Origin of the sequence: Variovorax sp. J22R115, from assembly GCF_030317005.1 — a bacterium.
Classification (GTDB): domain Bacteria; phylum Pseudomonadota; class Gammaproteobacteria; order Burkholderiales; family Burkholderiaceae_C; genus Variovorax.
Window position 1 is genome coordinate 334,665 of the sequence record NZ_JASZYM010000004.1, and the last position, 14,123, is coordinate 348,787.

Consider the following 14,123-nt stretch of genomic DNA (forward strand, 5'->3'; position numbering starts at 1 on the left):
CTCGTTCACGGGCCTCGATGCCCAAGGAAATTTCATGTTCTTCAGATTGCCTTCCCAGCGTCGTCAACTCGGTGTCGCAGCGCTTGCGCTCGCGGCTGCCGCCTTGCTGCCGGTCACGGCCAGCGCGCAGCAGTTCCCGACCAAGCCGGTGCGCATCATCACGCCGTTTCCCGTGGGTGGCGGCCCGGACGGCGTTGCACGTCTCGTCGCGGACAAGCTGTCGCGATCCTGGGGGCAACCGGTGGTGGTCGAGAACCGGCCGGGCGGCAATGGCTTCATCGCGATCGACGCGTTCAAGCGCGGCGCCAAGGACGGGCATGACCTGATCGTGCTCGACAACGTGCACCTGGCCGCGTATCCGGCGCTGTTCAAGAAGCTGCCCTACGACGCGGGCAAGGACTTCGACACGCTGCTGCCGCTGTTCAAGACCTACTTCTTCTTCACGGTGCCGACCAACAGCAAGTACAAGACGGTCGGTGATCTGATCGCCGACGCCAAGGCGAATCCCGGCAAGCTGAACTACGGTTCCTGGTCGGTCGGCAATCCCGTGCACCTGGGGTCGGAACTGTTCGAATCGGCCACCGGCACACAGATGGAGCACGTGATCTACAAGGAAACGACGCAGCTCTACACCTCGGTCGCCACCGGTGAACTGGCCTTCGCGCTCGGCAGCAGCGCCACGGCCGGGCCGCTGCAGCGCGCGGGCAAGGTGCGCTTCCTGGCGGTGGCTGCACCCCAGCGCGTCTCCGCGTTCCCGGACGTGCCGACGGTGGCTGAGTCGGGCGGTCCGAAGGGCTTCGAAGTCACCGGCTGGAACGCCATCGCAGCGCCCAAGGGCCTGCCGGCGGCGGTCACCGACAAGATCAAGCGCGACATCGAGAAGGCACTCGCGGAACCGGACGTGCTGGAAAAGTTCAAGAGCTTCGGCTACGAGCCCTTCCCGCAGACGCGCGATCAGTTCAACCAGTTCGTCCAGAGCGAAACGCAGCGCTTTGGCGACGTGATCCGCAAGGCCAACGTCTCGCTCGACTAGGCGTCTTCCCAATGACCTTCAGATCGCTATCGTCGCGTCGTCAACTCGGTCTTGCCGCCTTCGCGCTGGCGGCCGATGCCTTGCTGCCATTCACGGCCAGCGCACAGCAATTTCCGAACAAGCCGATCCGTATCGTCGTACCGTTCACCCCCGGTGGCGGCAACGACGTGTTCGCGCGCCAGATGGCCAAGAGCCTCGGCGAGCTTCGCAATCAGGGCGTCGTGGTCGAGAACAAGCCCGGTGCGGGCGGCAACCTCGGCACCGAATACGTGGTGAGAAGCGCGCCGGACGGCACGACCTTGCTGCTGGGGCATTCGGGCACGGTGTCGATCAACCCCGCGCTCTACAGGCAGCTGAAGTACGACACGCAGAAGGACCTCGTGCCGGTCGCGATGTTCGCGTCTTCGGCCTTGCTGCTGGTCGTCCCGGCAAGCTCGCCGGTGAAGACGGTGGCCGATCTTGTGGCCGCCGCGAAGGCAGAGCCCGGAAAGATCAACTACGCATCCAGCGGGAGCGGCACCGGTGGTCATCTCACCGGCGAGATGTTCGGGCAGAAGGGCGGCGCGAAGATCAGCCATATCCCCTACAAGGGCACGGCGCCTGCGTTGACCGATCTGGTGGGCGGGCAGGTACAGATGATGTTCAGCGTCATCCCGCCTGCATTGGCGCTGGTCAAGAGCGGGCGCCTGCGCGCGGTGGCTGTCACTGGAAGCAAGCGGCTGCCGTCGTTGCCGGATGTGCCGACCGTGGCGGAGTCCGGCGTGCAGGGCCTCGCGAAGTTCGAGAGCACCTTGACCTACGGCATCCTCGCGCCGCGCAGTACGCCCCAAGCGTTCGTCAAGGAACTGTCGGGCCAGATGCTCAAGGTCGCGGCGACCGAAGAGTTCCAATCGAGGCTCGGCGTCGAAGGCGCGGTGCCTCTCCTGGGCGGGAGCTCCGAGTACGCGGCGCTGATCCGCAAGGAGAGCGCCCAGTGGGCCGAGATCATCAAGGTCTCCGGTGCCACCGTGGAGTGAGCTTCATCCGGCTTCCGATGCGGCGCCTTGCCATACGAGGGTCGCTGCGGCGAGGTCTTCGAGCGCACTGCCGACGGCCTTGAACACGGTGCGTTCCGAAGGCGAGAGCCTGCCGGGTCGCTCGCCCCGGCAGAGCTGCGCCAGCGTCGCCTGGATGCCTTCCGGCGTGAGCGCATTCGCGGCGAATGCATCGAGCAGGTCTCCGGCTTTGGTCGGCGCCTCTTCTGTGTCGACAAACACACGCGCATCGGCGAAGCAGGAGGGATGGGCCTCCTTCATCGCGGGTGTGAAGCTGCCGATCAGGTCGAGGTGCGATCCGGGCGCGAGCCACTCGCCGCGAACCAGCGGTGCGGTGGCGAGCGTCGCGCAGCTCACGATGTCGGCGGTGCGCACCCCGGCGGCCAAGTCTTCGACGGCGTCCGCATCCCAACCCGCGTGTCGCCATTCGGTTGCCAGTGCTCGCGCGCCCTCGGGCCGGTAGTTCCAGACGCGTACCTTGCGGATCGAGCGCGTGCTCGCATGCGCGGCCGGCAGCAGGCGCGCGACACGTCCGGTGCCGAGTACCAGCAGCGTGGATGCATCCTTGCGCGAGAGGTACGACGCACCCAGCGCCGACGCCGCGGCCGTTCGATGGGCCGTGATCTCGTTGCCATCGAGTTGCGCCAGCGGCACGCCCGTGTGCGCGTCGTACAGCACATAGGTCGCATGCAGCCCAGGCAAGCCGCGTGCGCCGTTGCCGGGGAAGATGTTGATGGTCTTGATGCCGAGGTAGCCGGCGTCGCTCCACGCCGGCATGATCAGCACGGTGCCCCGGTCGCTGCCGGCTTCCACGGCGTGCACATGGCGTGGCGGCACCGTCGCGTCGCCGGCAAAAGCGTCGCGCAATGCGGGAACGAGTCGTTCAAAGTTCAGATGTGCGCGGGTCTGGTCGGCGTCGAGGATCTTCATGCGTGGACAATGTAGCTTTCCCGCAGCTGCGTCCCGCTTCGTTTTGAATCTCCCCATCATCACCGACCTGCATTTCTATGCAGTCGCCGTTCCCGCCGTGCTCATGCTCGGCGTCAGCAAGAGCGGCTTCGGCGCCGGCTTCGGCTCTCTCGCTGTTCCGCTCATGGCGCTGGCCGTCACCGTGCCGGAGGCGGCGGCTATCCTGATGCCGGTGCTGTTGTTGATGGATCTGCTGGGCATCGCGGCCTTTCGCCGGGACTTCGATCGCCGGCTCTTGCTGTTTCTCATTCCCAGCGGTCTTGTAGGCACGGTGATCGGGACGCTTCTCTTCAAGGTGCTGCCGGCGCACGCGGTGGCGGGCATCGTCGGCGTCTTCACGCTGCTGTTCCTCGCGCAGCGGGTGCTGTTCCCGCCGCGGCCGAGCGACCCCTTGCCGTCGAAGACGGCCGGCGCGGTGCTGACGACCATCAGCGGCTTCACCAGCTTCATCGCGCATGCAGGCGGGCCGCCGGTTACCGCGTACGTCGTTCCGCTGCGGCTCTCGCCGGTGGCCTACACGGCGACCATGGCCTACTTCTTCTTCGTCGTGAACCTGAGCAAGTGGGTGCCCTATGCATGGCTGGGCCTGCTCGACTGGCGCAACATGGCGACCTCGCTCGTGCTGCTGCCGATCGCGCCGCTGGGTGTGTGGGTGGGCATTCGCATCGCCCGCCGCATCGATCCCGTCTGGTTCTATCGCTTCGTCTACCTCGGCATGCTGCTGACGGGACTCAAGCTGACCTGGGACGGATTCATCGCCTGATCCAGACGATGTAATGCAAACCTCTACGATTGCCGCGATTCCCGGGCGTGTGCAGAATTTCGCCATGCCTGCACCGTCAACGACGCCCGCCGCTCTCCAGGACGACGAACTCCAGAACCTCGCGTCGGAGTGGCGCATCCGCGCCATGCAGGGTGACCAACTCGCGCATCGCCTGGCCCAGGCACTCGAGGCGGAGCAGCGCCGCCGCATCCGCGACACGGGACTGCAAACGCTGCCGCCGGCGGCGTCGCCGAATCCGGCGCCGTGGTGGAAGTTCTGGTGACGCGCGCGTGCACGCATGATCTCCATCGACTTCGGAATCGGCCTCGCGCTGTTGAGCCTCTTCGGCGCGACCTTTCTTTCCAATCTTCTGGCGCGTCGGCGCGACAAGGCCCGCGAGTTCGATCCGATCACGCGCGAGGCGCGAGAACTTCTTCTGCGTGAGCGTGCCAGGCCGATTCCGCTGTGCCCCTCGCTCGGTCCCGAGCACTGGGCACACCTCGAAGCCGTGCAGCCGGGTTGGCGGCGCAAGGGTTTCGTGGCTGCGAAGGCGCGCTATACGGACGCGCGCAGCGCCTTTTCTCGCCAGGCTTTCAATGGCGAGCTGTACTACCCCGATCCGAAGCTGATCGTCGGCGCCGTGGACGAAGTGCTGGTGCTCACCGAGCGCTTCTAGCCCCTCCGAGGCTCGGCTAGTGGTAGATCTTCTGCAACAGGCGGATCAGCGTCTCGCGCTCGCGTGAGGTCAGCCGCGCGCTGGCGTCCGCTTCGAGCTGCACCACCGTCTGCTCGGCCTCGCGCACCAGTTCCTCGCCGGCCGGCGTCAGGTAGAGGCCAATGGCGCGGCCGTCATGCGGATGGGGTCGGCGCTCGATCAGCCCGCGGCTGTCCATGCCGGCGATCAGGCTCACCAGGTTGGGCGGCAGGATGTCCAGCGTGGAGCACAGTTGTCGCGATGTGGCCCCCGGGTTGTGCGCCAGCAGCGACAGCACCGAGAAGTCGACCTGCTTGAGCCCGTAGGCAGCCATGCGCTCCGCGAACACTTGGCTGACGATCAGCCACGCGCGGCGGGCGTTATAGCCGACGAGCGCTTCGAGCACGCGGGTGTCCAGCCGATCGGATCGCGGCGCCTGGGTGGGGGCCGTGGGAATGGATTTCTTGCGGGAGACTGCCATGACCCCGAGCGTAACTGCGTTCAGGGCCGTCGGGAGACTCTCAGGCGACGGTCTGTGCGGTGACCGACTCGCAGGCCCGCTTGACGATGCCGAGCCGCATCTCGAACTCCGGCAGTGCCCAGCGACGGAAGGCCGCAGCAGGAGCGGACCACCGGGCGTCGCCAGGCGCAGCGTGTTCGATGCGCGCCCAGGCCCAGGCGAGCAGGGTGAGCATCACGACGCGCAGGTAGTCGTCGGCGACCTCGAAGGGCAGCGCCGCATCGGCGTGCGCCGCCATCGCGATCGTGGTGGTGAGGTAGCGCAATTGCGCCAGACGGCGCTGCACGTCGGCGTCGATCTCGCGCGAGGCGTCGAGTTCGTCGCGCAGTTCGATCAGCACGGCCGACATGCCGGTGCCGCCATCGGCCAGCACCTTGCGCACCAGCAGGTCGATGGCCTGGATCTCGTTCGTGCCCTCGTAGATCATCGTCACGCGCGAATCGCGCACGACCTGTTCGATGCCCCATTCGCGCACATAGCCGTGGCCGCCGAAGACCTGCAGGCATTCGCTCGCGCCCTGGAAGGCCTGCTGTGTGCAGGCAGCCTTCAGGACAGGCGTGATGAGCGCGCACCAGCGCTGGGCGCGCTCGCGCACCTTGGGATCGGTGTCGTGGCGTGCCACGTCGAGCTGGACGGCAGTGCGGTACGCGATCACGCGGGCACCGTCGATCCAGGCGCGCTGGCTGTCGAGGATGCGGCGGATGGCCGGATGCTCGACCACGAGGTCGCCCGCCTCGCCGCCACGGCTGGCAGGTGTCGGGCCGGGGGCGCGCATCTGGCGCCGTTCGTGCGCATAGGCGTCGGCCTTTTGCCATGCCGCGTCGAGCAGGCCGATGCCTTGCAGCGCGACGTGCAGGCGCGCCGCGTTCATCATCACGAACATCGCGGCGAGGCCGCGATTGGGTTCGCCGATCAGCCATCCGGTGGCATCGTCGAAGCGCATCGCGCAGGTCGAGCTGCCGTGCAGGCCCATCTTTTCCTCGATGCGCTCGCAATGCACCGCGTTGCGCGAACCGTCGGGCAGCACCTTGGGCACGAGCACCAGCGAGAGGCCCTTGGGGCCGGCCGGGGCGTCGGGCAAGCGGCACAGCACCAGATGAATGATGTTGTCGGTGAGGTCGTGCTCGCCGCCCGAGATGAAGATCTTGCCGCCGGCCACCCGATAGCTGCCGTCGGCCTGCGCGACAGCGCGCGTGCGCACCTGGCCCAGGTCGCTGCCGGCATGGGCTTCGGTGAGGCACATGGTCGCGAGCCATTCGCCGGTGGCGATCTTCGACAGGTAGCGCTCCTTCATTTCATTGCTGCCGTGGTGCCTGAGGCATTCGTAGGCGCCATGCAGCAAGCCCGGCGCCATGGTGAGCCCGTGGTTGGCCGCGCTGAGCCATTCGAACAGAACGGCTTCGAGCACGGCGGGCAGGCCCTGGCCGCCGTCTTCGGTGGCGGCGGAGAGTGCGGGCCAGCCGCCTTCGACGAAGGCGCCATAGGCCTCGCGGAAACCCGGTGGCGTGACGACCTGGCCGTCGACGAAGCGGCAACCGACCTCGTCGCCGGTCCGGTTCAATGGCGCGATGACTTCGGCGACGAACTTGCCGGCCTCGTCGAGGACCTGCGCCTGCAGCGCGTCATCGACCTCCGCGAACGGTGGCAAGGCACGCAGACGCGGAGGGGCACCGAGCACCGTGTCCAACAAGAAGCTCACGTCATCGGGGCGAGGCTGGTAGTTCATCGCAAGTCGGCGCGTCAAGACTCGGCCGTGAAGCCGATCTTCTTGACCAGCGGACCCCAGCGCTCGTACTCGCTCTGGATGGATTTCTTCATTTCCTCGGGTGTCGAGCCTTGCGCGACGAGGCCGACCGCGAAGAGGCCTTCGACGATGGCCGGATCCTTCAACGCGGTGGTGATCGCCGCGTTGGCGGCAGTGATCACGCTGGCGGGTGTCTTCGCCGGTGCAATGAAGCCGAACCATTCCTCGGCGACGATTTCAGGAAAGCCTTGCTCCGCGAACGTGGGCACGTCGGGGAAGTAGGGTGCCCGCTTGTTGCCCGAGGTGGCGAGCACGCGCAACTTGCCGGCCTTGGCAAAGGGGAGATAGTCGCCGGCCGGCGTCATGCTGGAAGCGATCTGTCCGCCGACCACGTCGTTCACCGCAGGCAGCGAGCCGCGGTACGGGACGTGCTTGAGTTCCGTGCCGCTGTTGAGGCCCAGCAGAGCACCCAGGAAGTGCGGTGTCGATCCTGCGCCCGGCGAACCGTAGCTGGCATCCTTCGGATTGGCCTTCGCCCATGCGATGTAGTCCTTCAGCGTCTTCACTTCCGCCGGCACCATCGGACCCACTGCCAGGCCGTGCGTCATGACGGCACCGATCGAGATCGGCGCGAAGTCGCTGATCGTGTAGTTGAGCTTGCTGTAGATGTGCGGATAGGTCGACAGCGCCGAGGCTTGGGAAACCGCAAGCACCGAGCCGTCGGCCGGCGATGTCTTGAGCGCTTCGAGCGCGATGCGGCCGCCGGCGCCAGGCCGGTTGTCGACCACGGCCGCGTTCTTGGTGAACGCGGTGTTGCCGAGCTTGTCGCCGACGCGCCGCGCGACGCTGTCGCCAGCGCTGCCGGCCGGGAAGCCGTACAGGATCTTCACTTGGTTGAGCGCTTCCGCGAGCGCGGCCAACGGATGCAGCGCGCCGAGGGCGGTGGCCGCGCTGAGAGTCTGGACGAAGTGGCGTCGGGTGGTCATGTCATGTCTCCTGGGTTCTTCGTTGAAATGGGATATTCAGGCTCAGCGCGGCGCCATGCGCAGCGCGCCGTCCAGCCGGATCACCTCGCCGTTGAGGTGGCCGTTGGTCACGATGTGGCAGGCCAGTTCGGCGAACTCCGAGGGCTTGCCCAGCCGCGGCGGGAAGGGGATCGACGCGGCCAGCGATTGCTGGATGGGCTCCGGCAGTTCCTTGAGCAGCGGCGTCGCGAACAGGCCCGGTGCGATGGTGCACACGCGGATGCCGTGCTGCGCGAGGTCGCGCGCCATAGGCAGGGTCATGCCGACCAGTCCGCCCTTCGATGCGCTGTAGGCCTGTTGCCCGACCTGGCCGTCGAAGGCCGCGACCGAGGCGGTGAACATCATCACGCCGCGCTCGCCGCCTTCGACCGGTTCGAGCTTGGCGCAGCGCGCTGCATAGAGTCGGCTGATGTTGTAGGCGCCGATGAGGTTGACGTTGACCACGCGCACGAAGTCTTCGAGCGGTGCGGGGTTGCCGTCCTTGCCGACGATGCGCTTGGCGCTACCGATGCCGGCCACGTTCATGAGGATGCGCGCGGGGCCGTGCGCGGCTTCAGCCTTGTCGAGCGCGGCCGTGACGCTGTCGGCCTGCGTGATGTCGCAGACGCAGGCGATGCCGCCGATTTCACCGGCGACCTTTTCGGCCAGCGCGGCATTGACATCGAGCACCGCGACCTTGGCGCCGAGCCGCGCCAGTTCGCGCGCCGTGGCTTCTCCGAGGCCGGATGCGCCGCCGGTCACGAGTGCGGCTTGTCCTTGAATGTTCATGGCTTGTGTCTCCTGGTGGATTTATCGGGGCTTCAGCGTGAAAAGAAGCGTGTCGTCATGCAGGGCGTCGGCCAGAGCGGCACGGTGCTTGAGCACGGCGCGCTGGTTGATGGACCCCTTGTCGGTCACTTCGCCCTTGTCGATCGAGGGCGGTTCGGAAACGACATGCGCGCGCGCGATGCGATTGGCGCTGCCCGTGCTCGATGCGGCGAGCGTGTCGAGCAGTTGCTGGATCTGAGCCTGCACGGGTGCGCTTTCGACCACGTCCTTCATCGCTGCGTCGGGCGGAAGGCCGGCGAGCGCGCGCACGGCTTGCGTCGGGAAGACCAGTGCACCGACTTCCTTCAGGTTGATGCCGGTCAGCACCACGTCCTGAACGTAGGGTGCGCCAGCTGCGATGACCTTCGCGCGCAACGGGCCGACGCTCACGAAGGTGCCAGTCGCCAGCTTGAAGTCTTCCGCGATGCGGCCGTCGAAGCGCAGGCCACGGTGGATGTCGGCCTCGTCGATCCACTGCACAGCGTCGCCGGTGCAGAGGAAGCCTTCTTCGTCGAAGGCCTCGCGCGTGGCTTCCGGAGAGCGCCAGTAGCCGGGCGTGACGTTGGGGCCGCGATAGCGCACCTCGGTCTTGCCGTCGACCTCGATCAGTTTGAGCGTCATGCCAGGGGTCGGCACGCCAACGTCGCCGGCCCGCACGTTCGGGCTGTTGATGAACATGGCGGAGGGGCCCGATTCGGTCATGCCGAGGCCGGTGGCCATGACGATGCGCTCGCCGATTTCGGCTTCCTGGATGGCATGCAACAGGTCCCACACGGGCTGGGCCAGCCCGGCGCCCGAGTAGAAGAACATGCGAACGCGCGAGAGCAGCGTCTTGCGCAGTTGCGCATCGGTCTGCATCGCTTGTGCGATGGCCTCGAAGCCGGTCGGCACGTTGAAGTAAACCGTGGGCGCGATCTCGCGCAGGTTGCGCAGCGTCTCCGCCATGCCCGCCGGCGTCGGCTTGCCGTCGTCGATGTAGAGCGTGCCGCCGTGATAGATCGTGATGCCGACGTTGTGGTTGCTGCCGAAGGTGTGGTTCCACGGCAGCCAGTCGATGAGCACCGGCGGCTCCTCGGCCAGTGCTGGCAGCGACTGGGCGATCTGCACCTGGTTCGCGCACCACATGCGCTGCGTGTTGATGACCGCCTTGGGCATCTTGGTCGAGCCCGAGGTGAACAGGAACTTGGTGATCGTGTCCGGGCCGGTGGCCGCCATGGCGGCATCGACGGCCGGCGTCGCGGGGGTGGCGAGCAGGCTGTCGAAAGAGGTGAGCTGGCGGCCGGCAAGCTCGGGCGACGCCTTGCCCGTGTCGCCCTCGCCACCGTAGCCGCGGTGCACCACGATCTCGACGTCCTTCGGCACGACCGCGGCAATGGCGCGTCCGAAGCGCGAGGCGTCGCTGGCGAACACCAGGCCTGGTGTCAGCGTGTCGAAGACATGGCGCAGCTTGTCGTAGTCCTGGCTGACCGTGGAATAGGCGGGCGAGGCAGGGCAGTAGGGGATGCCGGCGTAGATGCAGCCGAGCGACAGCAGCGCGTGCTCCAGGCTGTTCTCGCTCAGGATCATCACCGGCCGTTCGGCGCTCAGGCCGCGATCGAGCAGGGCCTGGCCGATGCGGCGCGCGCCTTGCAGCGCCTGCGAATAGCTCAGGTGCTGCCACTCGCCGGTGCTGCCGTCGGGCAACTGCTCGCGGCGCGCCATGAAGCTGCGGTCCGGCGCGACCTCGGCCCAGTGCATGAGGCGGTCGGTGATGCGCTCGGCGTAGTCGCCGAGTGGGTGGGTCGCTTCGAGGTAGCGCACGCCGGATGCGCCTTCGCGCAGGCTGACGTGGCGCACGCCAAACTCCAGGGGGCGATAGCGGGGCAGGGCTGCGGCGGGGCGGGTGGCTTGCATGGGGTCCTCGGATCGTCGAGTGAGGTTCAGGTCTTCTGCACCTTGGCGGCTTTGCCTTCAAGGAATGCGCGCACGCGCTCCTTGGCGTCGGGCGCGCTTTGCGCAATGCCGGCCATCAGCGCTTCCGTGAAGAAGCCATGGTCGGCCGGCTGCTCGGCGATGCGTGGCAGGGCATGCATCAGCGCGTAGTTGGTAAGTGGCGCGTTGGTCGCCACGCGCTTTGCGAGTTCGACCGCCTTCTCGAAGGCCGAGCCTTCGGGGACGAGGTACTGCGCGAAGCCGGCGCGCTCGCCTTCTTCGGCGTTGTAGACGCGGCCGGTCATCATCATGTCGGTCATGCGCGCCGCGCCGATCAGCTTGGGAATGCGCACCGAGCCACCGCCGCCGACGAAGATGCCGCGCGAGCCTTCCGGCAGCGCGTAGAAGGTGGTCGCGTCGGCCACACGGATGTGGCAGGCGCTGGCGAGTTCGAGGCCGCCGCCGACCACCGCGCCGTGGAGCGCCGCGATCACCGGCACCGGGCCGTATTGCACCAAATCGAGCGCCGCATGCCACATGCGCGAGTGCTGCAGCCCCTGGCCGGCATCGCGTTCCTGGAGTTCGGAAAGGTCCAGCCCGGCGCAGAAGTGCGGGCCTTCGCCGTCGATGACCGCTGCACGCACCGTGGACGGCAAATTCTCGAAGGTATGGCGCAGCGCGAGGATCAGCGCATCCGACAGCGCATTGCGCTTGGCGCCGCGCGTGAGGCGGATGATGGCGATGTCGCCCTGGAGTTCGAGCTGGAGGTCGGTGTGGTTCATGATTGCATTCCGGAGTACGATCGATTATGGTTATGAAAAATAATCAATTCAAGCCGCACGACAGGGTGCGACATGAGGACTTACCCTAAGCCGCAAACCGCCTGGAGACAAATGACCATGGACCACCAGAACCTGATCGCGATCGACACTCATACACACGCCGAAGTGAGCTGCTGGAACCCCTTCGACAACTACGGCGAAGAATACGACCGGGCGGCCGACAAGTACTTCCGCTCGAGCCGCCGCCCGACCATCCAGGAAAGCATCGACTACTACCGCGAGCGCAAGATCGGCCTGGTGATGTTCATGGTCGATGCCGAGTCGAACATGGGCCGCCGCCGCATCCCGAACGAGGAAATCGCGGAGGCGGCGCAGAAGAACCCCGACATCATGATCGCCTTTGCCAGCATCGATCCGCACAAGGGCAAGATGGGCGCGCGCGAAGCCCGTCGGCTGATCGAGGAGCACGGCGTCAAGGGCTTCAAGTTCCATCCGACGGTGCAGGGCTTCCACCCCTACGACAAGATGGCGTGGCCCATCTACGAGGTCATCAACGAATACGGGCTGCCGGCCGTGTTCCACACCGGCCACAGCGGCATCGGCTCGGGCATGCGCTGCGGCGGCGGACTCCGTCTCGAATACAGCAACCCGATGCACCTGGACGACGTCGCCATCGACTTCCCCGATATGCAGATCGTCATGGCGCACCCGAGTTTCCCGTGGCAGGACGAGGCGCTGAGCGTGGCGACGCACAAGCCCAACGTCTGGATCGACCTGTCGGGCTGGAGCCCCAAGTACTTTCCGAAGCAGTTGGTGCAATACGCCAACACGCTGCTGAAGGACCGCGTGCTGTTCGCCAGCGACTACCCGCTGATCACGCCCGACCGCTGGCTCAAGGATTTCGAGGACGCCGGCTTCAAGCCCGAGGTGATGCCCGGCATCCTGAAGGGCAACGCGGTTCGCCTGCTCAAGCTCGACCAGTCGTAGATCCGCGCACTACTGCGACTTTTCTTCCTCGGCGCGATCCCAGTCCAGGCTGGAGCGCTGGCGCCGCTCCTCGCGTTCGCGCGCCATCTGCTCCTGGAACTGCTGGCGGCCTTCCTTCGCGACCGCGATCAGCTTGGCGCGGTCCTTGTAGTGCGGGTAGGTTTCGTGCATGAGCTCGATGTTGCGACGCCGGAAGCGCATCGCGGTTTCGCGCGCTTCGTGCGCAGGCCAGCCGAGCCCTTCTAGCACCGATCGGGCGCTTCGCAACGACGACTCGAAGACTTCGCGTTCGATGAACTCGACCTTTCGATCCAGCAACTGGTAAAGGTGGGCCACGTTGCGTGCGCGCGCGACGATCCTGGCGTTCGGAAAGTGCTTTTGCGCCAGGTCCACGATTTCGAGCGATTGCTCCATGTCGTCGACTGCGATCACCAGCACTTTGGCCGTGCCTGCGCCGGCGGTGCGCAGGAGGTCGAGCCGCGTCGCATCGCCGTAGAAGACGCCGAAGCCGAACTCGCGCAGGCTTTCGATGGTGTCCGGGTCATGGTCCAGCACGGTGATCTTGAGTCCCTGTGCGCTCAGCATGCGACCGATGATCTGCCCGTAGCGGCCGAAGCCGCAGATGACGACCTTGGCATCCTGCTGCTCGGAGATTTCCTCCATCGTTGTCGGTTCTGCGGCGCTGTAGCGCGGCAGAACCCACTTGTCGAGCGCGACCAGCAAGAGCGGAGAAATCAGCATCGACAGCGCGACCGCGCCAATCAGGAAAGAGGCGACGCCGCGCGGCAGCACGTCGGGTCCGGCGGCCTGGAACACGACGAATGCGAATTCGCCGCCCTGCGCCAGCAGCAGCGTGAACACGGGCCGCTGCTGGTAGGGAATGCCCATCAGCTTGCCCAGCGCGTAGATCACGCCGAACTTCAGCAGCATGAAGCCGACCACCACCACCGCCATGAGCCCCGGCTGGGCAAGGAGCACGCCGAAGTCGATGCTCATGCCGACCGCGATGAAGAAGAGACCGAGCAGCAGGCCTTTGAAGGGTTCGATGTCGGTTTCGAGTTCGCGGCGGTATTCGCTCTCCGCCAGCAGCACCCCGGCGAGGAAGGCGCCCAGCGCCATCGAGAGGCCGATGAATTGCATCAGCGCGGCGATGGCGACCACCAGCAGGAGCGCGGCGGCGGTAAAGATCTCGGGCGTGTTGCTGCGAGCGATCCAGCGAAGGAGCGGGCGCAGGGCCAGACGCCCGCCGAGCACGATGCCGCCGATGACGGCGACGATCTTCAGACCTTCCAGCGTGCGGTCGAGGCCAGTGATGCCGTCACCGGCATCGGCGCCGACCGCCAGCAGCGGGAGAAGCGCCAGGATCGGAATCGCAGCCACGTCCTGGAACAGCAGGATCGAGAAGCCGGCTTGCCCGCTGGATGTCAGCAGCAGGTTGCGCTCGCCCAGCACCTGCAACGCGATCGCGGTCGATGACAGGGCCAGTCCCAGTGCCGCTACCAGCGCGACGCGCCAGTTGGCGCCCGCCGCCCAGCCGGCCAGGAACAGCACTGCGGCGCAACCCAGCACCTGCGCCGAACCCCAGCCGAAGATTGGCTGGCGCAGGCTCCACAGCCGCTTGGGCTCGAGTTCGAGCCCGACCAGGAACAGCATCAGCACCACGCCGAACTCGGCGAAGTGCAGGATGTCCTCGACGTTGGTCACGAGCCCGAGCCCCCAGGGCCCGATGGCGATGCCGGCGGCGAGGTAGCCGATGATCGAGCCGAGCCCGAGCGCCTTCGACAACGGCACCACGAGCACCGCGGCGCCGAGGTAGATCAGGGAATTGATGAGCCAGCCGGGGGCGTGTTCCAC

General features: G+C 66.6%; 14 protein-coding genes. 6 read left to right on the plus strand and 8 right to left on the minus strand.

Annotation, left to right across the window (positions count from 1 at the left end):
• The first annotated feature begins 34 nt into the window (after nt 1-34).
• Together QTI04_RS09230 and QTI04_RS09235 are read left to right on the plus strand one after the other, a co-directional pair.
• Nucleotides 35-1,033, plus strand: a complete 999-nt coding sequence (locus QTI04_RS09230) for a tripartite tricarboxylate transporter substrate binding protein (protein WP_286601241.1) — start codon at nt 35-37, stop codon at nt 1,031-1,033.
• Nucleotides 1,034-1,044: 11 nt separating this feature from the next.
• Nucleotides 1,045-2,049 (plus strand): tripartite tricarboxylate transporter substrate binding protein, encoded by a 1,005-nt coding sequence (locus QTI04_RS09235; protein WP_286601243.1) that lies wholly within the window; start codon nt 1,045-1,047, stop codon nt 2,047-2,049.
• Between the two features lie 3 nt (nt 2,050-2,052).
• Here QTI04_RS09235 and QTI04_RS09240 read toward each other — a convergent pair whose 3' ends face one another.
• On the minus strand, nt 2,053-2,997 hold the full coding sequence (locus QTI04_RS09240; RefSeq protein WP_286615240.1) for an ornithine cyclodeaminase family protein: 945 nt from the start codon (nt 2,995-2,997) through the stop codon (nt 2,053-2,055).
• Nucleotides 2,998-3,040: 43 nt separating this feature from the next.
• On the opposite strand from QTI04_RS09240, the gene QTI04_RS09245 reads away from it, so the two are divergent.
• From QTI04_RS09245 to QTI04_RS09255, 3 genes are all read left to right on the plus strand, one after another.
• Nucleotides 3,041-3,799 (plus strand): sulfite exporter TauE/SafE family protein, encoded by a 759-nt coding sequence (locus tag QTI04_RS09245; protein WP_286615241.1) that lies wholly within the window; start codon nt 3,041-3,043, stop codon nt 3,797-3,799.
• Nucleotides 3,800-3,863: 64 nt separating this feature from the next.
• Nucleotides 3,864-4,082, plus strand: coding sequence for a hypothetical protein (locus QTI04_RS09250; RefSeq protein ID WP_286601247.1), 219 nt, complete (start codon nt 3,864-3,866; stop codon nt 4,080-4,082).
• Between the two features lie 15 nt (nt 4,083-4,097).
• Complete coding sequence (locus QTI04_RS09255) at nt 4,098-4,475, plus strand: hypothetical protein (protein ID WP_286615243.1); 378 nt, start codon at nt 4,098-4,100, stop codon at nt 4,473-4,475.
• 16 nt (nt 4,476-4,491) lie between these two features.
• Here QTI04_RS09255 and QTI04_RS09260 read toward each other — a convergent pair whose 3' ends face one another.
• The 6 genes from QTI04_RS09260 to QTI04_RS09285 are packed head-to-tail and all read right to left on the minus strand — an operon-like array spanning nt 4,492 to nt 11,282.
• Entirely contained in the window at nt 4,492-4,974 is a 483-nt protein-coding gene (locus QTI04_RS09260; protein WP_286601250.1) for a MarR family winged helix-turn-helix transcriptional regulator, read from the minus strand.
• 40 nt (nt 4,975-5,014) lie between these two features.
• Nucleotides 5,015-6,739: an acyl-CoA dehydrogenase family protein gene (locus QTI04_RS09265; protein ID WP_286615244.1), complete on the minus strand. Its 1,725-nt coding sequence runs from the start codon at nt 6,737-6,739 to the stop codon at nt 5,015-5,017.
• A 14-nt stretch (nt 6,740-6,753) separates the two neighbouring features.
• Nucleotides 6,754-7,743 (minus strand): Bug family tripartite tricarboxylate transporter substrate binding protein, encoded by a 990-nt coding sequence (locus tag QTI04_RS09270; protein ID WP_286615245.1) that lies wholly within the window; start codon nt 7,741-7,743, stop codon nt 6,754-6,756.
• A 42-nt stretch (nt 7,744-7,785) separates the two neighbouring features.
• Entirely contained in the window at nt 7,786-8,550 is a 765-nt protein-coding gene (locus QTI04_RS09275) for an SDR family NAD(P)-dependent oxidoreductase (RefSeq protein ID WP_286601253.1), read from the minus strand.
• 21 nt (nt 8,551-8,571) lie between these two features.
• On the minus strand, nt 8,572-10,482 hold the full coding sequence (locus QTI04_RS09280) for a feruloyl-CoA synthase (protein ID WP_286601254.1): 1,911 nt from the start codon (nt 10,480-10,482) through the stop codon (nt 8,572-8,574).
• A gap of 26 nt (nt 10,483-10,508) precedes the next feature.
• Nucleotides 10,509-11,282 (minus strand): crotonase/enoyl-CoA hydratase family protein, encoded by a 774-nt coding sequence (locus QTI04_RS09285; protein ID WP_286601256.1) that lies wholly within the window; start codon nt 11,280-11,282, stop codon nt 10,509-10,511.
• A gap of 117 nt (nt 11,283-11,399) precedes the next feature.
• On the opposite strand from QTI04_RS09285, the gene QTI04_RS09290 reads away from it, so the two are divergent.
• A complete protein-coding gene (locus tag QTI04_RS09290; RefSeq protein ID WP_286601257.1) occupies nt 11,400-12,269 on the plus strand; it encodes an amidohydrolase family protein in 870 nt (289 codons plus the stop codon).
• 9 nt (nt 12,270-12,278) lie between these two features.
• Here QTI04_RS09290 and kefC read toward each other — a convergent pair whose 3' ends face one another.
• On the minus strand, nt 12,279-14,123 hold the full coding sequence (gene kefC / locus QTI04_RS09295; protein ID WP_286601259.1) for a glutathione-regulated potassium-efflux system protein KefC: 1,845 nt from the start codon (nt 14,121-14,123) through the stop codon (nt 12,279-12,281).